At 64.4% G+C, this 25,273-nt stretch carries 24 protein-coding genes; 14 read left to right on the plus strand and 10 right to left on the minus strand.

All coding sequences use genetic code 11. From position 1 onward, the window contains the following. Nucleotides 1–27: 27 nt before the first annotated feature. The 3 genes from ehuD to ehuB all read right to left on the minus strand — a co-directional run bounded on the left by ehuD (nucleotide 28) and on the right by ehuB (nucleotide 2,256). Nucleotides 28–690 (minus strand): ectoine/hydroxyectoine ABC transporter permease subunit EhuD, encoded by a 663-nt coding sequence (ehuD, locus tag EGJ86_RS08040; protein ID WP_017676297.1) that lies wholly within the window; start codon nucleotides 688–690, stop codon nucleotides 28–30. Further along, a complete protein-coding gene (gene ehuC, locus EGJ86_RS08045; protein WP_125834704.1) occupies nucleotides 687–1,346 on the minus strand; it encodes an ectoine/hydroxyectoine ABC transporter permease subunit EhuC in 660 nt (219 codons plus the stop codon). The genes ehuD and ehuC overlap by 4 nt, the downstream gene beginning before the upstream one ends. A gap of 64 nt (nucleotides 1,347–1,410) precedes the next feature. Further along, complete coding sequence (ehuB, locus tag EGJ86_RS08050) at nucleotides 1,411–2,256, minus strand: ectoine/hydroxyectoine ABC transporter substrate-binding protein EhuB (RefSeq protein ID WP_125834705.1); 846 nt, start codon at nucleotides 2,254–2,256, stop codon at nucleotides 1,411–1,413. A gap of 246 nt (nucleotides 2,257–2,502) precedes the next feature. Between ehuB and EGJ86_RS08055 the strand changes: the two genes are divergently transcribed. The 6 genes from EGJ86_RS08055 (at nucleotide 2,503) to EGJ86_RS08085 (ending at nucleotide 9,355) form a co-directional block, all read left to right on the plus strand. Further along, nucleotides 2,503–3,900, plus strand: a complete 1,398-nt coding sequence (locus tag EGJ86_RS08055; protein WP_125834706.1) for a PLP-dependent aminotransferase family protein — start codon at nucleotides 2,503–2,505, stop codon at nucleotides 3,898–3,900. A 397-nt stretch (nucleotides 3,901–4,297) separates the two neighbouring features. Beyond that, entirely contained in the window at nucleotides 4,298–5,272 is a 975-nt protein-coding gene (eutB, locus tag EGJ86_RS08060; RefSeq protein ID WP_125834707.1) for a hydroxyectoine utilization dehydratase EutB, read from the plus strand. Between the two features lie 9 nt (nucleotides 5,273–5,281). After that, nucleotides 5,282–6,259: an ectoine utilization protein EutC gene (gene eutC, locus EGJ86_RS08065; protein ID WP_125834708.1), complete on the plus strand. Its 978-nt coding sequence runs from the start codon at nucleotides 5,282–5,284 to the stop codon at nucleotides 6,257–6,259. Between the two features lie 59 nt (nucleotides 6,260–6,318). Continuing rightward, nucleotides 6,319–7,509: an ectoine hydrolase DoeA gene (doeA, locus tag EGJ86_RS08070; RefSeq protein WP_125834709.1), complete on the plus strand. Its 1,191-nt coding sequence runs from the start codon at nucleotides 6,319–6,321 to the stop codon at nucleotides 7,507–7,509. A 118-nt stretch (nucleotides 7,510–7,627) separates the two neighbouring features. Then, a complete protein-coding gene (gene doeB / locus EGJ86_RS08075) occupies nucleotides 7,628–8,629 on the plus strand; it encodes a N(2)-acetyl-L-2,4-diaminobutanoate deacetylase DoeB (protein WP_125834710.1) in 1,002 nt (333 codons plus the stop codon). 249 nt (nucleotides 8,630–8,878) lie between these two features. Next, complete coding sequence (locus EGJ86_RS08085) at nucleotides 8,879–9,355, plus strand: Lrp/AsnC family transcriptional regulator (protein ID WP_125834711.1); 477 nt, start codon at nucleotides 8,879–8,881, stop codon at nucleotides 9,353–9,355. Between the two features lie 214 nt (nucleotides 9,356–9,569). Here EGJ86_RS08085 and choX read toward each other — a convergent pair whose 3' ends face one another. Beyond that, nucleotides 9,570–10,496, minus strand: coding sequence for a choline ABC transporter substrate-binding protein (gene choX / locus EGJ86_RS08090; protein WP_125834712.1), 927 nt, complete (start codon nucleotides 10,494–10,496; stop codon nucleotides 9,570–9,572). 399 nt (nucleotides 10,497–10,895) lie between these two features. Between choX and EGJ86_RS08095 the strand changes: the two genes are divergently transcribed. The 4 genes from EGJ86_RS08095 (at nucleotide 10,896) to EGJ86_RS08110 (ending at nucleotide 15,150) form a co-directional block, all read left to right on the plus strand. Then, nucleotides 10,896–11,267 carry a C40 family peptidase gene (locus EGJ86_RS08095; protein WP_371254495.1) on the plus strand — a complete coding sequence of 124 codons (372 nt, stop codon included), beginning with the start codon at nucleotides 10,896–10,898 and terminating at the stop codon, nucleotides 11,265–11,267. A 155-nt stretch (nucleotides 11,268–11,422) separates the two neighbouring features. After that, nucleotides 11,423–12,073 carry a 7-cyano-7-deazaguanine/7-aminomethyl-7-deazaguanine transporter gene (locus tag EGJ86_RS08100; protein ID WP_125834713.1) on the plus strand — a complete coding sequence of 217 codons (651 nt, stop codon included), beginning with the start codon at nucleotides 11,423–11,425 and terminating at the stop codon, nucleotides 12,071–12,073. A 216-nt stretch (nucleotides 12,074–12,289) separates the two neighbouring features. Next, on the plus strand, nucleotides 12,290–13,753 hold the full coding sequence (locus EGJ86_RS08105) for an NAD-dependent succinate-semialdehyde dehydrogenase (protein ID WP_125834714.1): 1,464 nt from the start codon (nucleotides 12,290–12,292) through the stop codon (nucleotides 13,751–13,753). 20 nt (nucleotides 13,754–13,773) lie between these two features. Further along, nucleotides 13,774–15,150 carry an aspartate aminotransferase family protein gene (locus EGJ86_RS08110; RefSeq protein ID WP_106734784.1) on the plus strand — a complete coding sequence of 459 codons (1,377 nt, stop codon included), beginning with the start codon at nucleotides 13,774–13,776 and terminating at the stop codon, nucleotides 15,148–15,150. A 262-nt stretch (nucleotides 15,151–15,412) separates the two neighbouring features. Here EGJ86_RS08110 and EGJ86_RS08115 read toward each other — a convergent pair whose 3' ends face one another. The 5 genes from EGJ86_RS08115 to def all read right to left on the minus strand — a co-directional run bounded on the left by EGJ86_RS08115 (nucleotide 15,413) and on the right by def (nucleotide 20,006). Beyond that, nucleotides 15,413–15,727 (minus strand): tetratricopeptide repeat protein, encoded by a 315-nt coding sequence (locus EGJ86_RS08115; RefSeq protein WP_125834715.1) that lies wholly within the window; start codon nucleotides 15,725–15,727, stop codon nucleotides 15,413–15,415. An 88-nt stretch (nucleotides 15,728–15,815) separates the two neighbouring features. Then, nucleotides 15,816–17,189, minus strand: coding sequence for a Trk system potassium transporter TrkA (gene trkA, locus EGJ86_RS08120; protein WP_017676312.1), 1,374 nt, complete (start codon nucleotides 17,187–17,189; stop codon nucleotides 15,816–15,818). 11 nt (nucleotides 17,190–17,200) lie between these two features. Next, nucleotides 17,201–18,514, minus strand: a complete 1,314-nt coding sequence (gene rsmB, locus EGJ86_RS08125; RefSeq protein WP_099525016.1) for a 16S rRNA (cytosine(967)-C(5))-methyltransferase RsmB — start codon at nucleotides 18,512–18,514, stop codon at nucleotides 17,201–17,203. Then, nucleotides 18,511–19,443, minus strand: a complete 933-nt coding sequence (gene fmt, locus EGJ86_RS08130) for a methionyl-tRNA formyltransferase (RefSeq protein WP_125834716.1) — start codon at nucleotides 19,441–19,443, stop codon at nucleotides 18,511–18,513. Before fmt ends, rsmB begins: the two co-directional genes overlap by 4 nt. A 56-nt stretch (nucleotides 19,444–19,499) precedes the next feature. Next, the gene (def, locus tag EGJ86_RS08135) at nucleotides 19,500–20,006 is read right to left on the minus strand and encodes a peptide deformylase (RefSeq protein WP_013713230.1); all 507 of its coding nucleotides are present in this window, start codon (nucleotides 20,004–20,006) and stop codon (nucleotides 19,500–19,502) included. A 153-nt stretch (nucleotides 20,007–20,159) separates the two neighbouring features. On the opposite strand from def, the gene EGJ86_RS08140 reads away from it, so the two are divergent. From EGJ86_RS08140 to EGJ86_RS08150, 3 genes are all read left to right on the plus strand, one after another. After that, a complete protein-coding gene (locus EGJ86_RS08140; RefSeq protein ID WP_125834717.1) occupies nucleotides 20,160–21,197 on the plus strand; it encodes a LysM peptidoglycan-binding domain-containing protein in 1,038 nt (345 codons plus the stop codon). 81 nt (nucleotides 21,198–21,278) lie between these two features. Further along, nucleotides 21,279–22,394, plus strand: a complete 1,116-nt coding sequence (gene dprA, locus EGJ86_RS08145) for a DNA-processing protein DprA (protein WP_125834718.1) — start codon at nucleotides 21,279–21,281, stop codon at nucleotides 22,392–22,394. A 66-nt stretch (nucleotides 22,395–22,460) separates the two neighbouring features. Continuing rightward, nucleotides 22,461–23,018, plus strand: coding sequence for an L-threonylcarbamoyladenylate synthase (locus EGJ86_RS08150; RefSeq protein ID WP_125834719.1), 558 nt, complete (start codon nucleotides 22,461–22,463; stop codon nucleotides 23,016–23,018). Nucleotides 23,019–23,098: 80 nt separating this feature from the next. Here EGJ86_RS08150 and EGJ86_RS08155 read toward each other — a convergent pair whose 3' ends face one another. Then, complete coding sequence (locus tag EGJ86_RS08155) at nucleotides 23,099–24,076, minus strand: NADPH:quinone reductase (RefSeq protein WP_125834720.1); 978 nt, start codon at nucleotides 24,074–24,076, stop codon at nucleotides 23,099–23,101. 146 nt (nucleotides 24,077–24,222) lie between these two features. On the opposite strand from EGJ86_RS08155, the gene hemF reads away from it, so the two are divergent. Further along, nucleotides 24,223–25,137, plus strand: coding sequence for an oxygen-dependent coproporphyrinogen oxidase (gene hemF, locus EGJ86_RS08160; protein WP_125834721.1), 915 nt, complete (start codon nucleotides 24,223–24,225; stop codon nucleotides 25,135–25,137). Nucleotides 25,138–25,273: the final 136 nt, after the last annotated feature.

Genomic DNA, 25,273 nt, shown 5'->3' on the forward strand with positions numbered 1-25,273 from the left:
CAGCGTTTGTAGAGTTTAGAAAAGCAGTCATCGGGCAGTGACCTCCAGGCGATCTTCCACGCGCCGCACGCACCAGGCCAGGGCCAGGCTAAGCAGCAGGAAGAAGAGACCGACCATGGTGATGGGCTCGAGGTAGCGGAAGCTCTCCGAGCCGATGTTCTTGGCTTGTTGCATGATTTCCACCACGGTGATGGCCGACAGCACCGGGGTGTCCTTGAGCATGGCCACCAGATAGTTGCCCAGCGCCGGCAGGATCGGGCGCAACGCCTGCGGCAGGATGATCTGCCGATAGGCCGACAGCGGCGACATGTTCAGCGCCGTCACCGCCTCCCACTGGCCGCGCGGCACCGCGTCGAGGCCGGCGCGATAGACCTCGGCGGTGTAGCAGGCGTAGTGCAGGGCGATGCCGAGGATGCCTGCCTGCAACGCGGTGAGGTTCAGTCCGTAGTTGGGGAACACGTAGAACAGGAAGTACACCTGGATCAGCAGCGGCGTGCTGCGGATGAACTCGATCAGCCCGGCCACCGGCCAGGACAGCCACAGGTGCTTGCTGCGTCGGGCGATGGCCAGCAGCAGGCCGAGCACGATGGCAATGGCGAAGCCGGCGAAGGTGATCAGCAGGGTATTGAGCGAGGCCTTGAGCAAATCCGGGAGGATGCTCAGGGCGAAATCCCAGTCGAAGAAATTCATTGCAGGCCTCCGCGCATCCGGCCACGGCTCAGGCGTTTTTCCAGCAGGCGCATACCGAGGTTGATCACCTGGGCCATGAGGAAATACAGGACCAGGGCCAGAGCGAAGATCTCCAGGGTCATGAAGGTCGCCTGATCCAGCTGACGGGCGCGGAAGGCCAGGTCAGACAGGGTGATCAGCGACACCAGCGAGGTGTTCTTCAGCAACTCGATCAGCAGGTTGGTACCCGGCGGGATCGCTGCCAGCAGTGCCTGCGGCAGGATGATGCGCAGGAAACGCTTCGACGGCCGCATGTTCAGCGCGGTACAGGCCTCGTACTGACCTATGGCTACCGAACGGATGGCGCCGCGCATCACTTCCGCGCCATAGGCGCCGATATGCAGGCCGAGGCCGACGATGGCCACGGTGAAGGCGCTCATCTCGACGTTGAACGGTGGCATCGGCAGCACGAAGTACAGCCAGAACAGCTGCACCAGCAGCGAGGTGCCACGGAAGATCTCGATGTAGGTGATCGCCAGCCAGCGCAGTGGAGCGATGGGCGACAGCCGGCCGAGGGCGGCGATAACAGCCGAGACGATGGCCAGCAGCGAGCCCCAGAAGGTGACTTGCACGGTGACCCAGGCGCCTTGCAGCAGCAGGGGAAGAAGATCGGTCATGAATGTCTACCGCTCTATGCACGAAAGCGCGCCGCGCACCGGAGTGCGCGGCGTGGTCCGTTCATTACTGGCCGCAGAGTTCGGCGGCGGTCTTGTCGGTGATGTTGGACTGGTCGAAACCGAAGGGCTTGACCGTGGCCAGGTGCTCTTCGCTGCCCAGCCACTTTTTCAGCTCGGCATTCACCGCATCGCGCAGGTCCTTGTCTTCCGGGCGGAAGGCCAGGGCGCCATAGCCGGTGTGGGCTGGATCGTCCTTGAATTCGGCGATGGCTTCGACGCTGTCGCCGCCCTTGTCGGCCAGACCTTTCATGGTCAGCTGAGTGCCGACTGCAGCGTCGGCGCGACCGGCGCGCACGGCCTGCAGCTGTGCGGTGGTGTCCGGTACCTGGAGGATCTGATCGTCAGTGATGCCGGCGCTGCGGGCATAACCGAGGTTCACCGTGCCGGACATGATCGCCACCTTGGCACCGCTCTTGGCGATGTCCTCATAGCTGTGCAGGTCCTTCGGGTTGCCGGTTTTCACCAGCAGGGTATCGGGCAACTGGTAGTGCGGGTCGGTGAACAGCACCTGCTTGCAGCGCTCGGGGGTGATGTACATGCCGGCGGCGATCAGGTCGAAGCGGCTGGCGCGCAGGCCGGGGATCAGCGAACCCCACTCGGTGAGCACCGGGTTGATCTTCTCGACGCCCATGCGTTCGAAGATCTTCTTGACGATCTCTGGCGACTCGCCGGTGACGCTGCCGTCGAGGGCGGTATAGGCGAATGGCGTTTCATTGGCGTAGCCGATACGCACGCTGCTGCTGTCCTTGACCTTGTCCAGGGGCGAGGCCTGGGCACCGGCAGCGAGACCGGTGAGCAGGGCGCAGGCCAGTGCGAGGCGGCCGAAGCGGGAGGGGATAACGCTACTCATCTTGGTGTTCTCCTGTTTCTTGTAGTCCGCCAACGGCGGCGTGCTGTGTTAGGAGGCAGGTAAATCAAGAGCGTTGGTGCGCAGTAGGCCTGCGCCGGGTGGTGTTCTTTTGAGTTGCCTGAGGCACTGTTTTCCACCCTTGGGCCGAGCATACAAAGGCTTTTTTGGCTACGGCATTGCACTAGGACAATTGAATCGTAACGCCTCACGCGGGATGCTTGAACGCAGTTGCCGGAGGAGCCATCGATGCACAACTGGAAGAAGGCCCTGGCCAGCGCTCGCCCGGGCGAATCGAAATACAAGCTGCTGGTACAGGCAGTCGCCGCCGATATCGAACAGGGTACCCTGATCGACGGCCAACGGTTGCCGCCGCAACGTCAGGTTTCAGATGCGCTGGGCATCAGCGTGCAGACCGTGACCAACGCCTACAAGGAGTTGGAGCGTCAGGGCCGCGTGCGCTGCGAGGTGGGCCGTGGCAGCTTCGTCTCACGGCGCACCAGCGAGCGCGTGGCCACCAGCATGCTCGATCAAACCGAGCAGGCGCTGATGGACTTCTCCAACGCGCGCATCCTGCATACTGCCGATCACGACCGCTTGTGGCGACAGACCTGCCTGGAGCTGGCGCAGGAGCCGGACCAGCCGTGGATCCATGCCTTCCGCCCGATTGCCGGCATGCAGCATCAGCGCGAGGCCGCGGTGCGCTGGCTGGCGCGCCTGGGCATGGATGTCGGCATCGAGGATGTGCTGCTGACCAGCGGTGCCGCTCATGCCATCTTCCTCGCCCTAGCCACGCTTGCTGGCCCGGATGACGTGGTGCTCTGCGAAGGCCTGACCGATCACGGTGCCATCGGCAGCTCGCAGGTGCTCGGCTTCACCCTCAAGGGCCTGGAGATGGATCGCTACGGCCTGAACCCTGAGCACTTCGAGGACATGTGTGGCAACGAGCGGATCACCGCGCTGGTCTGCACGCCGAACCTGAACAACCCGACCAGCGCACTGATGCCCGACGAGCGCCGCCGGGAGATCGCCGAGATCGCCCGCCGCTATGGCGTGTACATCATCGAGGATGACGTCTACGGCCCGCGGCGGGCCGGCCCGCAGGCCACGCGGCCGCTCAGTCATTACGCGCCGGAGCTGTCGTTCTACTGCACCAGCATGACCAAGTCGGTGCTCACCGGTCTGCGGATCGGCTACCTGGTGATGCCCAAGCGTCTGGCCCTGCGCACCGAGAGCATTCTGCGGGTCAACAGCTGGATGGCGCCGTCGCTGCTCGGTGAGATCGCCACGCGCTGGATCGACTCGGGCGAGGCTGAGGATCTGGTGCAGTTGCAGCGGCAATTGCTGGCCAACCGGCAGGCGCTGGTGGAGCAGGAGCTGGGTGAGCACCTGATCGGCAACCACCCCTATTCGCTCAACAGCTGGCTGCGTGTGCCCGAAGGCTGGGAAACCGACGGCCTGCTGCGCGAACTGCGCCGGCGCAACGTCGCGCTGACCTTGCCCGATCCCTTCGTCCCGCCCGGTATGCCACGGCCGCGCGCGGTGCGCCTGTGCGTCGGCGCCGAATGCAGCGAAGCGAAGATGCGCCAGGGCGTGCAGATCGTGCGTGACGTGTTCGAGCAGTACCCGAAGGTGCATGATTTTTGATGGGCGTAGGGTGGACGTCGCTTTTCACGTCCACCGCAGCGGTGGATCGGTGAAGCGTGATCCATCCTGGTTACCGGCGCGGCAAGAGCTTCGCGGCTGAAGCCGCTCCCACAATTTCACCCTCCGTGCCGCTCAGCCCCCTCTCCCGCTTGCGGGAGAGGGTTGGGGAGAGGGGCTCTTGTAGCGCGGATGAAATCCGGGAGCGGTTTGCATCCGCTTACAGGCCGGTGCGCACGGCGCACCCTACGGGATTCGCGTCCGTAGGGTGCGCCGTGCGCACCGACTATCCCCGGTAAGGCACCTTCTTGAGCACCTAAATAAAAAATCGTCCTAGTACATTCAGCCGCTCAATTTCCCGCTCATACACTCGGCCGCACACCTTCACGGAACGTGCGCCATGCCCTCCACCATTGCCTTCGACGATCTGCTTCAGGCCCGCCAGCGTATCGCTGGCCTGGTGCGCCAGACGCCACTGGAGCATTCGCCCAGCCTGAGCCGCCTGGCCGGTGTGCCGGTGTGGCTGAAGCTGGAGTCGCAGCAGGCCACCGGCAGCTTCAAGCTGCGCGGTGCGAGCAATGCCGTGGCGCAGCTGGATGCCGAGCAGAAGCGTCTCGGCGTGGTCACCGCGTCCACCGGCAACCATGGTCGCGCGCTGGCTTTCGCCGCCTCGCAGCAGGGCGTGAAGGCCATTGTCTGTCTCTCCGAGCTGGTGCCGCAGAACAAGGTGCGCGCCATTCGCGAACTGGGCGCCGAGGTGGTGATCAGCGGCCGCAGCCAGGACGACGCCCAGCTCGAAGCCCTGCGCATCGCCCGCGAACAGGGCGCCGCCTTCATCCCGCCCTTCGACCACCCACACGTGATCGCCGGCCAGGGCAGCCTGGGTCTGGAGATTCTCGAACAGTGCCCGGACGTCTGCGAAGTGCTGGTGCCACTCTCCGGCGGCGGCCTGTTCGCCGGTGTGGCGCTGGCGATCAAGGCTGCCAGCCCGGCCATTCGCACCCACGGCATCAGCATGCAGCTGGGCGCGGCAATGCACGCCAGCCTGCAGGCCGGTGAGCCGGTCGAGGTGGAAGAACTGCCGACCCTGGCGGACTCGCTCGGCGGCGGCATCGGCCTCGACAACCGCTACACCTTCGCCATCACCCGCGAACTGTGCGACCAACTGCATCTGCTCGACGAAGCCGCCATCGCCCGTGGCATTCGCCACGCCTACCGCGAGGAGCGGCTGGTGGTCGAAGGCGCCGCCGCCGTCGGCATCGCTGCCCTGCTCGACGGCCTGATCGAACCGCGTGGGCCGGTGGTGGTGGTGATCAGCGGCCGCAATATCGATATCGACCAGCACCTGCGGGTGTTGGGCGGCGCCAACGCCTGAGGAGTCTCCATGGCCAAGACCCTGATTCTCAACCAGGCCGACCTGCGCGATTGCGTCGGCCTCGACGCCGACAGCCTGGCGGTGGTGGAAAACGCCTTCCGCCTGCTCGCCACCGCTGCCGTGGCGATGCCGCCGATCCTGCGTCTGGACGTGCCCGAGCATAACGGCGAGGTGGACGTGAAGACCGCCTACCTGCCTGGTGTGGCGCACTTCGCGATCAAGGTCAGCCCCGGTTTCTTCGACAATCCCAGGCTCGGCCTGCCCAGCCTCAACGGCCTGATGATGCTGTTCTCGGCGCAGACCGGCCTGGCCGATGCGCTGCTGCTGGACAACGGCTACCTCACCGCCGTACGCACTGCGGCCGCTGGCGCCGTGGCGGCCAAATGGCTGGCGCGTGAAGACGCCAGGGTGGTCGCCATTCTCGGTGCCGGCGAGCAGGCGCGCCTGCAGTTGCAGGCCCTGCGTCTGGTGCGTGACATACAGGAGGTGCGTATCTGGGCGCGCGATCCAGCCAAGGCCCGTGCCATGGCCGCCGAACTGGAGGATGCCTGCGCAGTGGACAGCATCGATGCGGCGCTGGAGGGCGCCGATATCGCCATCACCACCACGCCGAGTCGCGAGCCGCTGATCCAGCCCAAGCACCTGCGTCCGGGCCTGCATATCACCGCCATGGGCGCGGATGCCGAGCACAAGAACGAAATCGCCCCGGCGGTGCTGGCGCAGGTCGATGCCTATGTCGCCGACCGTCTCAGCCAGACCCGCGTGCTCGGTGAGCTGCATCACGCCATCGCCGCCGGCCTGGTTGATGCCCAGGTCGACTTCGCCGAACTGGGCCAGGTCATCGCCGGCCAGCGCGCTGGTCGCACCTCGAATGAGCAGATCACCCTGTGCGACCTGACCGGTACTGGCGCCCAGGACACCGCTATCGCCAGCCTCGCCTACCAACGGGCGCGGCAGGCCGGCAAAGGCCTCAACTTCGATTCATAAACCTGTAGGAGGGGCCGGACGGCGCTCCCACAGTCCAAAAAAACCACGGGGATTCATCCATGTCCGAAATCGTCGTCAACCTCCCCTTCAGTCGGGAGGAATACGCCCAGCGCCTCGCCAAGACCCGAACGGCCATGCAGGCCAAGGGCATCGAGCTGCTGATCGTCACCGACCCGTCCAACATGGCCTGGCTTACCGGCTATGACGGCTGGTCGTTCTACGTGCACCAGTGCGTGCTGCTGGCGCTCGATGGCGAGCCGGTCTGGTATGGCCGCGGCCAGGATGCCAACGGCGCCAAGCGCACGGTGTTCATGCAGCAGAGCAACATCGTCGGTTACCCCGACCACTACGTGCAGTCCACCGAGCGCCACCCGATGGATTATCTGTCCAAGGAGGTCATCGCCGCCCGTGGCTGGGACAAACTGAGCATCGGCGTCGAGCTGGACAACTACTACTTCAGCGCCGCCGCCTATGGCTCGCTGCAGCGCAACCTGCCCAACGCGCGCTTCGTCGATTCGACCGCATTGGTCAACTGGCAGCGGGCGATCAAGTCGCCCAGCGAGATCGGCTACATGCGCGTCGCGGCGAAGATCGTCGAGAAGATGCATGCGGCGATCTTCGACAAGATCGAGCCGGGCCTGCGCAAGAACGAGCTGGTCGCCGAGATCTACCGCACCGGCATCCTCGGCGCCGACGGCCATGGCGGCGACTACCCGGCCATCGTGCCGCTGCTGCCCACCGGCGCCGACGCCAGCGCGCCGCACCTGACCTGGGACGACTCGCCGATGATCAGCGGCGCCGGCACCTTCTTCGAGATTGCTGGTTGCTACAAGCGCTATCACTGCCCGCTGTCGCGCACCATCTACCTGGGCAAGCCGCCGCAACATTTCCTCGACGGCGAGAAGGCCGTGGTCGAAGGCATCGCCGCCGGCCTGGAGGCGGCCAAGCCGGGCAACACCACCGGCGATATCGCTCGCGCCTTCTTCAAGGTGCTGGAGAAGTTCGGCATCCACAAGGACAGCCGCTGCGGCTACCCCATCGGTATCAGTTATCCGCCGGACTGGGGCGAGCGCACCATGAGCCTGCGCCCGAGCGACGAGAGCGTGCTGCAGCCGGGGATGACCTTCCACTTCATGCCCGGCCTGTGGCTGGACGACTGGGGCCTGGAAATCACCGAATCGATCCTGATCACCGACAGCGGCGTGGAGACCTTCTGCGACGTGCCGCGCAAACTGTTCGTGAAGGACTGATCCTGTGGCTGCCGCTCCACCTGTAGGAGCGGCCGGGCGGCGATCCGCTTTAGCCGCGAAGTTTTCCAGTCGCGGCTAAAGCCCCTCCCACAATGAGCTCCATCTTGAAGGCCCGACCATGACCCAACTGCGCGACAACCCCATCAGCCCCACGGTCGATTTCGACCGTGATGGCGTGCAACACGGCTTTCTCAAGCTGCCCTATTCCCGTGACGATTCGGCCTGGGGCGCGGTGATGATCCCGGTGACCGTGGTGAAGAATGGCAGCGGCCCCACCGCGCTGCTTACCGGTGGCAACCATGGCGACGAATACGAAGGCCCGCTGGCGTTGAGCAAGCTGGCCCAGCGCCTGCGCGCCGAGGACGTCAGTGGTCGGGTGATCATCGTGCCGTTCATGAACACCCCGGCGGTGCAGGCGGGCACCCGTACCTCGCCCATCGACAAGGGCAACCTCAACCGCAGCTTTCCTGGTAAGCCGGACGGCACGGTGACGCAGAAGATCGCCGACTACTTCCAGCGCACGCTGCTGCCGCTGGCCGATGTGGTGCTGGACATCCACTCCGGGGGCAAGACCCTGGATTTCCTGCCCTTCGCCGCCTGCCACGTTTTGCCCGACAAGGCGCAGGACGCCGCCTGCGCGGCCGGCATGCGTGCCTTCGCCGCGCCCTACTGCATGCGCATGCTGGAACTGGACGCAGTGGGCATGTACGACACCGCGGCCGAGGAACAGGGCAAGGTATTCGTCACCACCGAACTGGGTGGCGGTGGCAGCAGCACGGCGAAAAGCCTGGCCATCGCCGAGCGTGGCGTGCGCAACCTGCTGATCCACTTCGGCCTGCTACAGGGTGAGATCGAGGCCGGCGAGTCGGTGATGCTGGATATGCCCGACGGCGACTGCTTCGTCGCCAGCGAAGACGATGGCCTGCTGGAAATGTGCCGCGACCTCGGTGATACCGTGGAGAAGGGCGAGGTGATCGCGCGGGTGCACAGTGCGCGTCGTACTGGCGCGCCGGCCACCGAATACCGAGCAAAACGTAGCGGCCTGCTCGCTGCCCGGCATTTTCCGGGGCTGGTGAAAGGTGGTGATACCCTCGCGGTCATCGCCGAGGTGGTGGACTAGAAACGGTCGCGGCTAAAGCCCCTCCCACAGTCTGAGTGTCTCGTGGGAGGGCTTTAGGGCATCTCTAAAAACGTAGGCGAGGCAGCCAGCGCAAGGCAAAAACAGGCGAAAAAGCACAGTTTACGCGCTGTAATGAGCATTTTGAGCCTGTTTTTAACGCAGCGATGGCAACGCAGGTAGTTTTTAGAAGTGCCCTTTAGCCGCGATCTGGCCTTTACATCTTTAAACCCTTAGCCAACCGAGAAGCCGATGCACAAGCTCGACCGCTATGACCTGAAGATCCTGCGCATCCTTTCCGAGGATGGGCGGATCACCAAGTCGGCCCTGGCCGAGGCGATCAACCTCTCGGTGACGCCGGCCTGGGAGCGGGTGCGCAAACTGGAAAGTGCCGGGTTGATCAAGGGCTACCGCGCGCAGATCGACTGGGCGGCGCTATTTCGCAGCCAGCAGGTGCTGGTGGAAATCACCCTCGCCCGCCACACCGCGCAGGATATGCGCCGCTTCGAGCAGCGCCTGAGCGAGGCGCCGGAGGTGGGCTTCTGCTACGCCACCGGCGGCGGTGTCGATTACATCGCGATGATCCGTGCCCGCGATATCGACCACTACCAGCGCTTCATCGACCAGCTGCTGCTCGAAGACCTGGGCATCGAGCGCTACTTCACCTACATCGTCACCAAGACCATCAAGGCGGACACGGCGGGTGCGCCCGCCGAACTGGATGAGTAACGTACGCCAACCACCAGATGCCGGGCGCCCGTAGGGTGGGTTAGCCGCCGCCGGAGTACGCCATGTTGGTTGCGGCGTAACCCACCATCTGCGCAACGCGTTTAATTGTCTGGTGGGTTACGCGACGCGCCACGATAGTGGTCATCATCAATTCGCGTTCAGCGTCGCTAACCCACCCTACGGGAAGTGGTTCGACCGACACCGGAATGCGGTATTAGAGCTTGCCTTTCACCGCCGCCAGTCCTTCACCGCCATCACGGGTTTTCACACCCTCCAGCCAGCCATCGAGTACCTGCGGGTTGGCCTTGATCCAGTTCCTGATCGCCGTGGCATTAGCCACCTTGCGGTTGAGCACGTCGTCCATGATGGTGTTCTCCATCTCCTGGGTGAACTTCAGGTTGGTCAGCAGCTTGCCCACGTTCGGGCATTCGGCAACAAAGCCCTTGCGCGCCAGGGTGTTGACCGAGCCAGTGCTGCCGAAGAATTTCTCGCCGCCCTTGAGGTACTGCATATCGAACTGCACGTTCATCGGGTGCGGAGTCCAGCCGAGGAACACCACGAACTCGTCGCGCTTCACCGCGCGGCCGACCTGTACCAGCATCGCCTGCTCGCTGGATTCCACCAGCTGCCAGTCGCCGAGGCCGAACTCGTTGCCGGTGATCATCTGGCGGATGTAGTCGTTGGCCGGCGAGCCGGAGCCGATGCCGTAGATCTTCTTGCCGAACTTGTCGGCGAATTTGGCGAGGTCGTTGAAATCCTTTACCCCGGCTTCATGGGCGTAGGTCGGCACGGCCAGGGTGTATTCGGTGCCGCCCAGGTTTTCCACCACCTTGTCGATTTGCCCGCTGGCCACGTAGCGGTCGTAGTCGTGCTGGCCGGCCGGCATCCAGTTGCCGAGGAACACATCGACCTGCCCTTTCTGCAGCCCGGCGAAGATGATCGGCACGGCCAGGGTGCGCGTCTGCGCTTTGTAGCCCAAACCGTCGAGCAGCAGGCTGGCGATGCCATTGGTCACGGCGATGTCGCTCCAACCGGGGTCGGCCAGGGTCACCGTGGAGCAGCTGGTGTTGTCGGTCTGCGCCTGGGCGCCGTGGGCGAGTGCCAGGAGTGAGGCGCCGAGCAGGAAAGCTTTGAGCGTCATGAGTGAATCCTTTCCGAAGATGAGTCGCTCCGCGACCTTAACGGCCGAGGGCCGGAGGCTCAACCTCCGAGTCATGATTGGACGCGATTGGTCGGGAATACGAAGGCATCAGCGGTAAACCGTTCGTCGGCTCGTCGCCTTGGAAATGAACCAAAGACTTTTCCAGGCAGTCCGTCTCCGGGATGGGCAGGAGGCTCGTTTCCGATGCAATGCCTTGATTCGGAAGGGCTTCCGCGCAAAGGCCAATCACCAGGATCACTGGGTTTGAATAAGTTCTTCATGTCATTTTGCCTGGGAGGCGCTCTTTTACTGGGAATTTGTACCCAAGCCTCCGCCACCTTTCGTATCCACACCCTTCCTGCCACCGCGCCAGCGGTTGCGCCAAAACCGTCCAGCGAAGTGATCGACCGCGCCCTGGGCGCGTTGGGCACGCCTTACCGCTGGGGTGGTACCAGCCTGCGCCACGGTTTCGATTGCAGCGGCCTGGTGCAATACGCCTTCAAGACCCAGGACGACCTCGACCTGCCGCGCACCTCCCGCGCGCTGTCGCGCCTGGACGCGCCCTCGGTGAAACGCAGCGACCTGCAGCCGGGCGATTTGCTGTTCTTCCGCATTCGCAGCCGCTCGGTGGATCACGTGGCCATCTACATCGGTGAGGGCCGCTTCGTCCACGCGCCGCGCCGCGGCGCCAACGTGCGTATCGACTTCCTCAACAACTCGTATTGGCAGCGGCATTTCCAGTTGGCCAAGCGGGTTGTGCCTGAAGCCTGAGTCAGCGGCGGCGCGACCTTCCATCCGAGCGGTTTGGTCATCTGCGGGAAAACCTATCCCGCGGGTCAACAACGCGCTAGAATGCGCGCCGCTCGCGGCCATGTCGGCTGCGGCAGTGGGTTCCCTAACCCCACTCCATGAAAAAGGACATCGACATGACCCTGATTCCTGCGTCGGTCAGTCGGCCCGTGCTGGCCGGCCTGATCGCCTTCCATATCCTCATCATCATCGCCAGCAACTACCTGGTGCAGCTGCCGATCACCCTGTTCGGCTGGCATACCACCTGGGGCGCGTTCAGCTTCCCGTTTATCTTCCTGGCCACTGATCTCACCGTGCGCCTGATCGGCAAGCATTCCGCGCGCGTGGTGATTGCCCGCGTGATGCTGCCGGCGCTGGTGGCCTCCTACGTGGTGTCGGTGCTGTTCCACGAAGGCGCCTTTGGCGGCCTGATGGCGCTGGGTGAATTCAACCTGTTCGTCTTCCGTATCGCCGTAGCCAGCTTCCTGGCCTACGCCTTCGGCCAGTTGCTCGATATCCAGGTGTTCGACCGCCTGCGCAAGATGCGCCAGTGGTGGGTCGCGCCGACGGCCTCGACCATCTTCGGCAATCTGCTCGATACCTTCCTGTTCTTCTCGGTGGCGTTCTGGCGCAGCGACGATCCGTTCATGGCCGCCAACTGGGTGGAGATCGCCACCGTGGACTACGTGATCAAGCTGGCCATCAGCCTGATCCTCTTCGTGCCGTTGTACGGCATGCTGCTCAGTGCCATCGTGCGGGCCTTGCCGCAGCGCACTGCCACGGCGTGATGCTCACTCGCCGCTGAAGCGCCTCCCACGGTGGCCAAGTATGTGGGAGGGGCTTTACCCGAGTGCCGCCGTCAAGGCATGACGGGCGCCCCAGAAATCTTCTGTTCCGGCTGATCCTTCAGAAAAAACTGCGGTAACGCCTGCCCGGCTTGGAAAAAATGCCAAGCCGCCCTTCCCTAGCATGTCTCCCATGCCCATCGGCCCGGAGACACCGCCATGCCCCTCGACCATCCCCTGCTGTTCAAATCGCTGTGCTATGTCGACGGTCACTGGCTGCACAGTGACGACGGCGCCAGCATCGCCGTGCACAACCCTGCCGACCAGAGCGTGATCGGCCATGTGCCGATGCTCGGTGAGCCGCAGATCGTTGCCACAGTGGACGCCGCCCAGCGTGCCTTCGCCGACTGGCGCGAGCAGAGCCTGGAAACCCGAGCGGCGTTGCTGCGGCGCTGGGCCGAACTGATCCTGCAGCATCAGGAAGACCTGGCGCGCATTCTCAGCCTTGAACAGGGCAAGCCGCTGGCCGAAGCCCGTGGCGAGATCCGTTACGCCGCCAGCTTTATCCCCTGGTTCGCCGAGGAGGCGCGCCGGCTCTACGGCCAGACAATCCCCAGCCATATCCCAGGTGCTCAGCTCGGTACGGTGAAGGAACCAGTGGGCGTCTGTGCCCTGCTCACGCCGTGGAATTTCCCCAGCGCGATGATCACCCGCAAGGCCGCCGCGGCGTTGGCCGCCGGTTGTACCGTGGTGGTCAAACCGGCGCACGAGACGCCCTATTCCGCCTTTGCCCTGGCGCAACTGGCCGAGGAGGCCGGCTTGCCAGCCGGTGTGTTCAACGTGGTATTGGGTGAACCGCAGATGGCCATGGAAACCCTGGTCAAAGATGCCCGTGTGCGCTCGGTGAGCTTCACCGGCTCGACTCGCGTGGGCAAACTGGTGCTGCAGGCGGCTGCTGAGGATGTGAAGAAGGTGGCGCTGGAACTGGGCGGCAATGCGCCGCTGATCGTTTGCGCCGATGCCGATCTCGATCACGCCGTGCAGGTGGCGCTGGATGCCAAGTTCCAGACCTCCGGCCAGGACTGCTGCGCCGCCAACCGCATTCTGGTCGAGCGCCCTGTTTATGAAGAATTTCTACAGCGCTTCGCCAAGGCCGTGCGTGGCCTGCGCGTCGGCCCTGGGCATGACGCGCGCAACCAGATCGGTCCGCTGATGCACCAGGCTGCGCTGGATGCCACCGCCGCTCGGGTCGCCGATGCCATCGAACAGGGCGCGCGCCTGCTGGCCGGTGGCGAACCGCATGCTCTGGGCGGCTGGTTCTGGCAGCCGACGCTGCTGGCCGACGTCACCGACGCCATGCGCATCTACCGTGAGGAGAACTTCGCCCCCATCGCCGGTGTACGCGCTTTCGACACCCTGGACCAAGCCGTGGCCATGGCCAACGACACCGAATACGGCCTGGCCGCCTACATTTGTTCCAACCGCGTGGATGTCGTCCACCCGCTGATCCGTCGCCTCGACCACGCCATGGTCGCGGTCAACGGCACCAAGTTCACCGGCCACCCGATCCCCTTCGGTGGCATGAAAGCTTCCGGTCTCGGCCGTGAGGGCGGTACGGAAGGCTTCGAGCCCTTCGTCGAGACCAAATACTTCTGCATTCATCATCAGGGCCAGCGCTACTGAGCCAAACCGGAGGATTTTCCATGAGCCATTACGACGAGTTGTTCGCCCAGGACCGTGCCCACTTCATGCACCCGTCCACCCACGCTCACGACCACGCCAGCGGCGCACTCAAGGGGCGCATCATCACCGGCGCTTCCGGCATCCGTATTCGCGACCACGAAGGCCGCGAGCTGCTCGATGCATTCGCCGGCCTGTACTGCGTGAACATTGGCTACGGGCGTACCGAAGTGGCCGAGGCCATCTACAAGCAGGCCAAGGAGCTGGCCTACTACCACACTTACGTCGGCCACTCGACCGAGGCCATCATCGAGCTGTCGGCGCGCATCATCGACTGGGCGCCGAAGGGCATGAAGAAGGTCTACTACGGCCTGTCTGGCTCGGACGCCAACGAGACCCAGATCAAGCTGGTGCGTTACTACAACAACGTGCTCGGCCGCCCGGCGAAGAAGAAGATCATCTCCCGCCAGCGCGGCTACCACGGCTCGGGCATCATGACCGGCAGCCTCACCGGCCTGGCCAGCTTCCACCAGCATTTCGACCTGCCTCACGCGGATATCAAACACGCCGCCTGCCCGCACTTTTACAAGGCTCCGGCCGGCATGGATGAAGCGGCTTTCGTGCGCCATTGCGCCGAGGATCTGGAGCGTCTGATCCTGGCTGAAGGCCCGGACACTGTTGCCGCCTTCATCGGTGAACCGGTGATGGGCACCGGCGGCATCATCGTCCCGCCCACCGGTTACTGGCAGGCGATCCAGGCCGTGCTGGCCAAGTACGACATCCTGCTGATCGCCGACGAAGTGGTCTGCGCCTTCGGCCGTCTGGGTACGCCGATGGGCAGCCAGATGTTCGGCATGCAGCCGGACCTGATCACCACGGCCAAGGGCCTGACCAGCGCCTACGCGCCCCTGTCGGCGGTGATCGTCGGTGAAAAGGTGTGGAACGTGATCGACGAGGCCTCCAGCCGCGACGGTGCCATGGGTCATGGCTGGACCTACTCTGGCCACCCGATCTGCGCCGCGGCTGCGCTGGCCAACCTGGATATCCTGGAGAAGGAAAACATCTCCGCCAACGCCGCCGATGTCGGCGCCTACCTCAACCAGCAACTGCGCCAGACCTTCGAAGGTCATCCCCTGGTGGGCGAAGTGCGCGGTGTCGGCATGCTCGCGGCGCTGGAGTTCATGGCTGACAAGGAGGCGCGCACGCCCTTCGATGCCGCGCTCAAGGTCGGTCCGCGCGTCTCTGCCGCCTGCCTGGAGCGCGGCATGATCGCCCGCGCCATGCCGCACGGCGACATCCTCGGCTTCGCCCCGCCGCTGGTGCTGACCAAGGCCGAGGCGGACGAGGTAGTGGGGATCGCCAAGGCGGCGGTGGATGCGGTGGCCAGCGAGGTGCTCTGAGATCTACCGCTGGAAGGACTTCAGCCATGAAGGCTGAAGTCCTTCTCCAGCAGGCCGTTGAAAAACGTAGGCGAGGCAGACTGGCCTAGGCAAAAACAGCCGAAAAAGCGGAGTTTACGAGCTGTAAATGAGCATTTTGAGGCTGTTTTTAACGACGGCCAGGCAACGCAGATAGTTTTTCAACAGCCTGCTAGCTTGGTGCGCACGGCGCACCCTACAACACCGCTCTGAACCGTAGGGTGCGCCGTGCGCACCGAGTCGATCAGCGTTGCTTGTCCAGCTTGCGCAGAAACACGCTCATTTCCTTCTCGGCCTGCTTGTCGCCCTTGGCCTGGGCGGCAGCGATGCCCTGCTGCCAGGCCTGGCGCGCGCCGTCGAGGTCGCCTTCGGCCTGCAGCGCCTTGCCCAGCAGCTTCCATGCCGCTGAATAGGCCGGGTCGAATTCCACGCAGCGTTGCAGGTGCTCGGCCGCCTGCACCGCATTGCCGCCATCCAGGTGGGCTTTGCCCAGACCGAACCGCAACAGGGCGTTGTCCATGCCCTTGGCCAACATCTTTTCCAGTGCCTCAGTGCTCATCAAGCTTCTCCGCTGATGTAGCCCGGATGCAATCCGGGTGAGGCCCGGCGCGATTCATCCCCGGATTGCATCCGGGCTACGGTTTTATTCAGAAGAACGTCAGACCGGCCTGGAACAGGCGCTCGACGTCGCGGATGTACTTCTTGTCGACCAGGAACAGGATCACGTGGTCGCCGGACTCGATCACCGTGTCATCGTGGGCGATCAGCACCTGTTCATCGCGGATGATGGCGCCGATGGTGGTACTCGGCGGCAGGGCGATGTCTTCGATGGCGCGGCCGATCACCTTGCTCGATTTGGCATCACCATGGGCGATCACTTCCAGCGCCTCGGCTGCGCCCCGGCGCAGGCTGTGCACGCTTTCGATATCGCCACGGCGCACGTGGGTCAGCAGAGTGCCGATGGTAGCCAATTGCGGGCTGATGGCGATGTCGATCTCGCCGCCTTGCACCAGGTCGACATAGGCCGGGTTGTTGATGATGGTCATCACCTTGCGCGCACCCAGGCGCTTGGCCAGCAGCGACGACATGATATTGGCTTCGTCGTCGTTGGTCAGGGCGAGGAAGATGTCGGCATCGTTGATGTTCTCTTCCACCAGCAGGTCGCGATCCGAGGCGCTGCCCTGCAGCACGATGGTGCTGTCGAGGTTCTCCGACAGGTAGCGGCAGCGCGCCGGGTTCATTTCGATGATCTTCACCTGGTAGCGGCTTTCGATGGCTTCGGCCAGGCGCTCGCCGATGTTGCCGCCACCGGCGATCACCACGCGCTTGTAGCTATCCTCGAGACGGCGCATTTCGCTCATCACTGCACGGATGTGCGCCTTGGCGGCGATGAAGAACACTTCGTCATCGGCCTCGATCACGGTATCGCCCTTGGGCATGATCGGCCGGTTGCGGCGGAAGATCGCCGCGACGCGTGTGTCGACGTTGGGCATGTGCTGGCGCAGCTGGCGCAGTTGCTGACCCACCAGCGGGCCGCCGTAGTAGGCCTTGACCGCCACAAGTTGCGCCTTGCCTTCGGCGAAGTCGATCACCTGCAGGGCGCCCGGATATTCGATCAGGCGCTTGATGTAATTGGTCACCACCTGCTCGGGGCTGATCAGCACGTCGACCGGGATCGCTTCGTTGTCGAACAGCGCCTCGCGGGTCAGGTAGGCCGCCTCGCGCACCCGGGCGATCTTGGTCGGGGTGTGGAACAGGGTATAGGCCACCTGACAGGCCATCATGTTGACTTCGTCGCTGTTGGTCACCGCCACCAGCATGTCGGCATCGTCAGCGCCGGCTTGGCGCAGCACGGTGGGGAAGGAGCCCTTGCCCTGCACGGTGCGGATGTCCAGGCGGTCGCCAAGGTCGCGCAGGCGATCACCATCGGTGTCGACCACGGTGATGTCGTTGGCCTCGCTGGCGAGGTGTTCCGCCAGGGTGCCGCCCACCTGGCCGGCGCCTAGAATGATGATTTTCACTGATCGCTCCGTTAGCTGTGGCTGGTCACAGCGGTCTTTATCAGCTTGGCATAGTAGAAACCGTCGTGGCCGTCCAGCTGTGGCAGCAACTGGCGACCATGGCCAGGCTGCAGGCCGAAGTCGCCAGCGATGGTGACTTCCTGCGCATCGGCGGTGCGGGCCAGAAACGCGGCGATGGTCTCGCTGTTTTCCGTCGGCAGCACCGAGCAGGTGGCGTAAAGCAGGATGCCGCCGGGCGCCAGGGTTGGCCACAGCGCATCGAGCAGCTCACCCTGCAACTGCGCCAGGGCGGGAATGTCCTCAGGCTTGCGGGTCAGCTTGATATCCGGATGACGGCGGATCACGCCGGTGGCCGAGCAAGGCGCATCGAGCAGGATGCGCTGGAATGGCTGGCCGTCCCACCAGGTACCGGTGTCCCGGCCGTCGGCGGCGATCAGTGTGGCCTTCAGCTGCAGGCGCTCAAGGTTCTCGCGTACGCGCGTCAGGCGCTTGGCTTCCAGATCCACGGCGACCACTTCGCTCAAGCCTGGTTCGACTTCCAGCAGGTGGCAGGTCTTGCCGCCAGGCGCGGCGCAGGCGTCCAGCACACGTTGGCCAGGCGCCAGTTCGAGCAGGCTGGCAGCCAGTTGCGCGGCTTCGTCCTGGACACTGACGCGGCCGTCCTTGAAGCCGGGCAGGGTGGTTACGTCGCAGGGTTGTAGCAGGCGCACGCCGTCACGGCTGAAAGCGCATGGCTCGGCATCGATGCCGGCGTCGCGCAGTTCGGTGAGGTACGCGTCGCGGCTGCCGTGACGGCGATTGACCCGCAGGATCAGTGGCGGATGCGCGTTGTTGGCGGCGCAGATGGCTTGCCAGTGCTCGGGCCAGAAGGCCTTGAGCTGTTTTTGCAGCCAGCGCGGGTGCGCGGTGTGTAGCACCGGGTCGCGATCCAGTTCAGCGAAAATCGCTTCATGCTCGCGTTGGGCGCGGCGCAGCACGGCGTTGAGCAAGCCCTTGGCCCAAGGCTTTTTCAGCGCACCGGCGCAGCCGACCGTCTCGCCGATGGCGGCATGCTCGGGGATGCGGCTGTGCAGCAACTGGTAGAGGCCGATCAGCAGCAGCGCTTCCACGTCCTTGTCGGCGGCCTTGAACGGCTTTTCCAGCAGTTTCTCGGCCAGCAGTTGCAGGCGCGGCTGCCAGCGTGCGGCGCCGAAGGCCAAGTCCTGTGCCAGGGCACGGTCGTGGTGCTCGACCTTGTCCAGCTGCGGCGGCAGGCTGCTACCCAGAGAAGCCTTGCCGGAGAGCACTGCAGTCAGGGCGCGGGCGGCGGCCAGGCGCGGGTTCATTGGCCGAGCACCAGGCCGGCGGCGAATTGATCGCGGCGGCTGTTATAGAGGTCGGCGAAGGCCAGCGGCTTGCCGCCCGGCAGCTGCAGGCGAGTCAGACGCAGCGCGCCTTCGCCACAGGCCACGGTCAGGCCATGCTTGTCGGCGGCGAGGATGGTGCCGGGAGCGCCCTTGCCTTCGCCGAGCTCGGCGGCATGCACTTTCAAGGCGTCGCCGCCGAGTGTGGTGTGGCAGATCGGCCAGGGGTGGAAGGCGCGCACCAGGCGCTCCAGCTCCACGGCCGGGCGACTGAAGTCCAGCAGCGCTTCTTCCTTGTTCAGCTTGTGCGCGTAGTTGGCCAGGGCGTCGTCCTGTACTTCACCTTTCAGCGTGCCCGCGGCCAGGCCGTCGATAGCCTGTAGCACTGCCTGTGGGCCGAGCTGGGCGAGGCGATCATGCAGCGAGCCGCCGGTGTCGCTGGCGCTGATCGGCGTGGTCACCTTGAGCAGCATCGGCCCGGTGTCGAGGCCGGCTTCCATCTGCATCACGGTGACGCCGCTTTCGGCATCGCCGGCCTGCACCGCGCGTTGGATCGGCGCGGCACCCCGCCAGCGCGGCAGCAAGGAGGCGTGGCTGTTGATGCAGCCCAGACGCGGGGTGTCGAGCACCACCTGCGGCAGGATCAGGCCATAGGCGACCACCACCATCAGATCCGGCTGCAATGCCGCCACCTCGGCCTGCGCCTCTTCATTACGCAAGCTGGCCGGTTGGTAGACCGGGATGCCGTGCTCGACGGCGAGTTGCTTGACCGGGCTCGGCATCAGCTTCTGGCCGCGACCTGCCGGGCGATCCGGCTGGGTGTAGACGGCAATGATCTGGTGCGGGCTGGCCAGCAGGGCCTTGAGGTGTTCGGCGGCGAATTCCGGGGTGCCGGCAAAGACGATACGCATGGGGCAGTCACCAAAGAAAAAGGCTTGCCGTGGCAAGCCTTTCGGGTAATCGGAGGTCAGGCGCGCTGGCGATGCTGTTTTTCCAGCTTCTTCTTGATGCGGTCGCGCTTGAGGTTGGACAGGTAATCGACGAACAGCTTGCCGTTGAGGTGATCGCACTCGTGCTGGATGCACACGGCAAGCAAGCCTTCGGCGATCAGCTCGTAGGGCTGGCCATCGCGATCCAGCGCCTTGATCTTGACCTTCTGTGGGCGGTCGACGTTCTCGTAGAAGCCGGGCACCGACAGGCAGCCTTCCTGGTACTGGTCCATCTCGTCGGTCAGCGACTCGAACTCGGGGTTGATGAACACCCGCGGTTCGGACTTGTCCTCGGACAGGTCCATGACCACCACGCGCTTGTGCACGTTGACCTGCGTCGCCGCCAGGCCGATACCGGGTGCGTCATACATGGTCTCGAACATGTCGTCGACCAGTTGACGGATGGAGTCATCCACGACGTCCACCGGTTTGGCGATGGTACGCAGGCGTGGATCAGGAAATTCGAGGATATTCAGGATCGCCATATGCGTTTGTGATGCACTTGTGGAATAAAGTCAAAATCCGCTGCTAAGATGATGAACAGCATTGAAAAACGGCTTCACGCCGCGTATTCAGCGGGTTTGGCACGCGGCGCTAGGGCGCTTCACGTGAAGGCACATAATAAAGGGATTCACCGTATGAGGAAATCACTACTCGCCCTGCTCTTTGCAGCGGGCGGACTGGCCCTGACCAGCTTGGCTCAGGCCGAAGTGCAACTCAAGGACGGTCACCCGGACCGCTACACAGTGGTCAAGGGCGATACCCTCTGGGACATTTCCGGCAAGTTCCTGCGCCAGCCGTGGAAATGGCCGGAGATCTGGCACGCCAACCCGCAGGTGGCTAACCCGCACCTGATCTATCCCGGTGATACCCTCAATCTGGTCTACGTGGACGGTCAGCCGCGCCTGATGCTCAACCGCGGCGAGTCCCGCGGCACCATCAAGCTGTCGCCGCAGGTGCGAAGCACGCCGATGGCCGAAGCGATCCCGACCATCCCGCTGGAGGCGATCAACAGCTTCCTGCTGAGCAACCGTATCGTCGACACCCCGGAAGAATTCAACGCCAAGCCTTATGTCGTCGCCGGTAACGCCGAGCGCGTGGTCAGCGGCGCTGGTGATCGCGTTTACGCCCGCGGCCAGTTCGACGAAGAACAGCCGGTTTACGGTATCTTCCGCCAAGGCAAGACCTACACGGATCCGGAAACCAAGGAATTCCTTGGCATCAACGCCGATGACGTCGGCACGGGTGAGATCGTCGCCGAAGAAGGGGATGTGGGTACGCTGCTGCTCAAGCGCTCGACTCAGGAAGTACGCCTGGGAGATCGCCTGTTCCCCACCGAGGAGCGTGCGATCAACTCCACCTTCATGCCCAGCGAGCCGATCACCGACATCAATGGTTTGATTCTCGATGTACCGCGTGGCGTCAGCCAGATTGGTCAGTTCGATGTTGTCACCCTGAACAAGGGGATACGCGACGGCCTGGAGATCGGCAACGTGCTGGCGGTCTACAAGACCGGCGAAACCGTGCGTGATCGTGTCACCGGCGAGAGTGTGAAGATTCCGGACGAGCGTTCCGGCTTGCTGATGGTGTTCCGCACCTACGACAAGCTCAGCTACGGCCTGGTACTGCAGGCCAGCCGCCCGCTGGCGGTGATGGACAAGGTCCGCAATCCGTAATGCCCAACGAGCCCCGCACTAGCGGGGCTCGTGCTTTCAGGCCGCCAGGATGGCGGTGCAACTGCTCAGGGACGAATCGCCATGCCTGCATCCTCCTCGCTTTCCCCTGCCATCTCTCCTGCCGAGCTCGAAGCCCGCTTGCGTCTGCATCTGTTGCCGGAACTGGGGCCGCGGCGTTTTCGCAAGCTCCTGAGTGCGTTCGACAGTGCTTCAGCTGCGCTCAGTGCGCCGGCCAGCGCCTGGCGTGCGTTGGGGTTGCCGGCAGCCTGCGCCGAGCCCCGGCGCAATGCGGAAATCCGCGAGCGAGCGGCTGCCGCCCTGCAATGGCTGGATGAGCCTGGTCAGCATGTGCTGATGTGGGACGATCCAGGCTACCCGGCTCTGCTCGGCGAGTTGGCGGATGCGCCGCCGCTGTTGTTCGTAGCGGGCGAGCCGAGCGTGCTGGAGGCGCCGCAACTGGCCATGGTCGGTAGTCGGCGGGCCTCGCAGCCAGGCCTGGATAACGCGCGTGCCTTCGCCCGCAGCCTGGCGGGCGGCGGTTTCGTCATCACCAGTGGTCTGGCCTTGGGGATCGATGGTGCTGCACATCAGGGGGCGCTGGAAAGCGGCGGCAAAACGGTGGCCGTGCTGGGCACCGGTTTGCAGTGTCTGTATCCGCGGCGGCATGTGAGGCTGGCGGCGCAGATCAGCGAGCAAGGCGGTGCGCTGGTCTCCGAGCTGCCGCTGGACTGTCCGCCGCAGGCGAGTAACTTCCCGCGGCGCAACAGGATCATCAGCGGGCTGTCGCTAGGTGTGCTGGTAGTCGAGGCCAGCCCGTCCAGTGGTTCGCTGATCACCGCACGCCTGGCTGCCGAGCAAGGGCGTGAGGTCTATGCCATCCCCGGATCGATCCATCATCCTGGCGCACGGGGCTGCCATCAACTGATCCGAGATGGCGCCACCCTGGTGGAAAGCATCGAGCATATCCTCGAAGCCTTGCGTGGCTGGCAGGCGCCAGCCGTTCAGCCCACATCGGCGCCGCTCGCTGGCGTCGAGCATCCATTGCTGGCCTTGCTGCATGCCGCGCCGCACAGCACCGAGGCGCTGATGCAGGCCAGCGGTTGGCCACTGGCTGAGGTGCTGGGAGCTTTGACCGAACTGGAGCTCGATGGCCTGGTGTGCAACGAGTCCGGGCGTTGGATGGCGCGCAGTCGCTAGCAGGCCGTGGCGGGTCCTGATCGGCTTGGATAGACTGCCGCCCATTGATTCAGCGGGAGACAGGCGATGGCCAGCAACTGGCAGATACAGCAAACGGCGCGAGTGGTGCGCGAGGGAGGCGTGATCGCCTATCCGACCGAGGCAGTCTGGGGCCTGGGCTGCGATCCCTGGAACGAAGAGGCGGTGTATCGTCTTTTGGCGCTCAAGGAGCGGCCGATACACAAGGGGCTGATTCTGGTTGCCGATGACATCGAACAGTTCGACTTTCTTCTCGATGATCTGCCAGAGGTCTGGCTGGAGCGCCTGGCCGCCAGTTGGCCAGGCCCGAATACCTGGCTGGTGCCGCATCAGAATCGTCTGCCCGAATGGGTGACGGGCGAGCACGACAGCGTTGCCCTGCGCGTCAGTGATCATCCGCTGGTACGTGCGCTGTGCCGCCACACCGGGCCGTTGATTTCCACCTCGGCCAACCCGGCTGGGCGTCCTTCGGCGCGCGCGCGCTTGCGCGTCGAGCAGTACTTCCCGGGTGAGCTGGACAAGGTACTCGGCGGCGCACTGGGCGGGCGCAAGAACCCCAGCCTGATTCGTGACCTGCGCACGGGCGATGTGATTCGCCCGTCCTGACACATGAAATCGTGTAGGAGCGGCTCTGCTCGCGAAGCGTTTGCAGGGGCCGGGTTCGCGAGCAGAGCTCGCTCCTACGCTTACGGCAGCAAAATGGTCGAGCCAGTGGTCTGCCGTGAACTCAGTGCGTCCTGCGCGGCGGCGGCGTCCTTCAGTGCGTAGCGGTTGCTGATTTCCACCTGCAGCTTGCCGCTGGCGATCATGCCGAACAGATCGTCGGCCATGGCCTGCAGACGCTGTGCGCTGGTGGCGTAGCCGGCCAGGGTCGGGCGCGTGACGTAGAGCGAGCCCTTCTGCGCCAGAATGCCCAGGTTGACCCCGGTGACCGCGCCGGATGCATTGCCGAAGCTGACCAGCAGGCCGCGCGGTGCCACGCAGTCCAGCGAGGTTTCCCAGGTGTCCTTGCCGACGCCGTCGTAGACCACCGGACACTTGGCGCCGCCAGTCAGCTCCAGCACCCGCTGCACGACGTTCTCATGGCTGTAATCAATGGTCGCCCAGGCACCCTGCTCCTTGGCGCGCGCGGCCTTTTCCGCCGAGCTGACGGTGCCGATCAGATTCACGCCCAGCGCCTTGGCCCATTGGCAGGCGAAGGAGCCGACGCCACCAGCGGCGGCATGGAAGAGGATGGTTTCGCCGCCCTTGAGCTCATAGGTCTGGCGCAACAGGTACTGCACGGTCAGGCCCTTGAGCATGACGGCGGCGGCTTGTTCGAAGCTGATGCTGTCCGGCAGTTTCACCAGCTTGTCGGCGGGCAGTACATGCAGCTCGCTGTAGGCACCCAGCGGGCCGGTGGCGTAGGCGACGCGATCGCCGACTTTGAAGCCTTCGACCTCACTGCCGACGGCTTCGACCACGCCGGCACCTTCGGTACCCAGGCTCGACGGTAACGCCGGTGGTTGATACAGGCCGCTGCGGAAATAGGTGTCGATGAAGTTCAGGCCGATGGCCTGGTTGGCGACCCGTACTTCGCGCGGGCCTGGCGCTGCCGGCTGATAGTCACGGTATTGCAGCACGTCGCTGCCGCCGTGCTGGCTGAACTGAATACGCTTGGCCATCTCGGATTCCTTGTCTGCTCGAGCCGCTGCAAGCGGCGAAAGGGTCTATCCAATCGTCTCGTTTGACCGACGTCAACTGCGGATGTGCCTGGGTGAATGCTATGCTGCCCGCCGATTTCGACCTGCTCTCTATTCAAGGTGCCGCCGTGACTGACCGTACCGAGGCCGTTAAGGCCTACCTGCTCGACCTGCAAGATCGCATCTGTTCCGCCCTGCAAGCCGAAGACGGCCAGACCGTTTTCGCCGAGGACGCCTGGCAGCGTCCGGCCGGTGGTGGCGGGCGCACGCGGGTGATCGAAAACGGCGCGCTGATCGAAAAAGGCGGGGTGAATTTCTCCCACGTGTTCGGCGACAGCCTGCCGCCCTCGGCCAGCGCCCATCGTCCCGAACTCGCAGGGCGCGGCTTCCAAGCACTTGGCGTTTCGCTGGTGATCCACCCGGAAAACCCTTACGTGCCGACCTCGCACGCCAACGTGCGCTTCTTCAGCGCCGAGAAGGAAGGCGAAGAGCCGGTGTGGTGGTTCGGTGGTGGTTTTGACCTCACGCCCTACTACGCCAATGAAGAAGACTGCGTGCACTGGCACCAGGTCGCGCACGACGCCTGCGCGCCGTTCGGTGCCGAGGTCTATCCCAAGTTCAAGGCCTGGTGCGACCGCTACTTCCACCTCAAGCATCGCGGTGAGCCGCGCGGCATCGGTGGGTTGTTCTTCGACGACCTCAACGAGTGGGATTTCGACACCAGCTTCGCCTTCATGCGTGCCATTGGCGATGCCTATATCCAGGCCTACCTGCCCATCGTCCAGCGCCGCAAGCTGACGCCGTTCGGCGAACGCGAGCGCGAGTTCCAGGCCTTCCGCCGCGGCCGCTACGTCGAGTTCAACCTGGTGTTCGACCGTGGCACGTTGTTCGGCCTGCAGTCCGGCGGGCGCACCGAGTCGATCCTCATGTCGCTGCCACCGCACGTGCGCTGGGGCTACGACTGGAAGCCCGAGCCGGGCAGCGAGGAAGCTCGCCTGACCGAGTATTTCCTGACCGATCGTGATTGGCTGGCGCAGGCCTAGCTTCCATTCTCTCTTGTAGGAGCTGCGCCCCGCAGCGAATGACGGCGGCATGTGCTACCGCGGCGAAGCAAAGGCTTCGCCGCGAGGCGGGGCTCCTACAGGACGGCGTCAGTTTCGTAGATTTCTACCGTTACAG

The sequence above is a fragment of the Pseudomonas sp. o96-267 genome (assembly GCF_003935465.1).
Lineage (GTDB): Bacteria > Pseudomonadota > Gammaproteobacteria > Pseudomonadales > Pseudomonadaceae > Aquipseudomonas > Aquipseudomonas sediminis.

Bases quoted from the DNA above. Each gene is read 5' to 3' on its own strand.
- ehuD (WP_017676297.1), bottom strand. From the start codon at position 690: ATGAATTTCTTCGACTGGGATTTCGCCCTGAGCATCCTCCCGGATTTG.
- ehuC (WP_125834704.1), bottom strand. From the start codon at position 1,346: ATGACCGATCTTCTTCCCCTGCTGCTGCAAGGCGCCTGGGTCACCGTG.
- ehuB (WP_125834705.1), bottom strand. From the start codon at position 2,256: ATGAGTAGCGTTATCCCCTCCCGCTTCGGCCGCCTCGCACTGGCCTGC.
- EGJ86_RS08055 (WP_125834706.1), top strand. From the start codon at position 2,503: ATGCACAACTGGAAGAAGGCCCTGGCCAGCGCTCGCCCGGGCGAATCG.
- eutB (WP_125834707.1), top strand. From the start codon at position 4,298: ATGCCCTCCACCATTGCCTTCGACGATCTGCTTCAGGCCCGCCAGCGT.
- eutC (WP_125834708.1), top strand. From the start codon at position 5,282: ATGGCCAAGACCCTGATTCTCAACCAGGCCGACCTGCGCGATTGCGTC.
- doeA (WP_125834709.1), top strand. From the start codon at position 6,319: ATGTCCGAAATCGTCGTCAACCTCCCCTTCAGTCGGGAGGAATACGCC.
- doeB (WP_125834710.1), top strand. From the start codon at position 7,628: ATGACCCAACTGCGCGACAACCCCATCAGCCCCACGGTCGATTTCGAC.
- EGJ86_RS08085 (WP_125834711.1), top strand. From the start codon at position 8,879: ATGCACAAGCTCGACCGCTATGACCTGAAGATCCTGCGCATCCTTTCC.
- choX (WP_125834712.1), bottom strand. From the start codon at position 10,496: ATGACGCTCAAAGCTTTCCTGCTCGGCGCCTCACTCCTGGCACTCGCC.
- EGJ86_RS08100 (WP_125834713.1), top strand. From the start codon at position 11,423: ATGACCCTGATTCCTGCGTCGGTCAGTCGGCCCGTGCTGGCCGGCCTG.
- EGJ86_RS08105 (WP_125834714.1), top strand. From the start codon at position 12,290: ATGCCCCTCGACCATCCCCTGCTGTTCAAATCGCTGTGCTATGTCGAC.
- EGJ86_RS08110 (WP_106734784.1), top strand. From the start codon at position 13,774: ATGAGCCATTACGACGAGTTGTTCGCCCAGGACCGTGCCCACTTCATG.
- EGJ86_RS08115 (WP_125834715.1), bottom strand. From the start codon at position 15,727: ATGAGCACTGAGGCACTGGAAAAGATGTTGGCCAAGGGCATGGACAAC.
- rsmB (WP_099525016.1), bottom strand. From the start codon at position 18,514: ATGAACCCGCGCCTGGCCGCCGCCCGCGCCCTGACTGCAGTGCTCTCC.
- fmt (WP_125834716.1), bottom strand. From the start codon at position 19,443: ATGCGTATCGTCTTTGCCGGCACCCCGGAATTCGCCGCCGAACACCTC.
- def (WP_013713230.1), bottom strand. From the start codon at position 20,006: ATGGCGATCCTGAATATCCTCGAATTTCCTGATCCACGCCTGCGTACC.
- EGJ86_RS08140 (WP_125834717.1), top strand. From the start codon at position 20,160: ATGAGGAAATCACTACTCGCCCTGCTCTTTGCAGCGGGCGGACTGGCC.
- dprA (WP_125834718.1), top strand. From the start codon at position 21,279: ATGCCTGCATCCTCCTCGCTTTCCCCTGCCATCTCTCCTGCCGAGCTC.
- EGJ86_RS08150 (WP_125834719.1), top strand. From the start codon at position 22,461: ATGGCCAGCAACTGGCAGATACAGCAAACGGCGCGAGTGGTGCGCGAG.
- EGJ86_RS08155 (WP_125834720.1), bottom strand. From the start codon at position 24,076: ATGGCCAAGCGTATTCAGTTCAGCCAGCACGGCGGCAGCGACGTGCTG.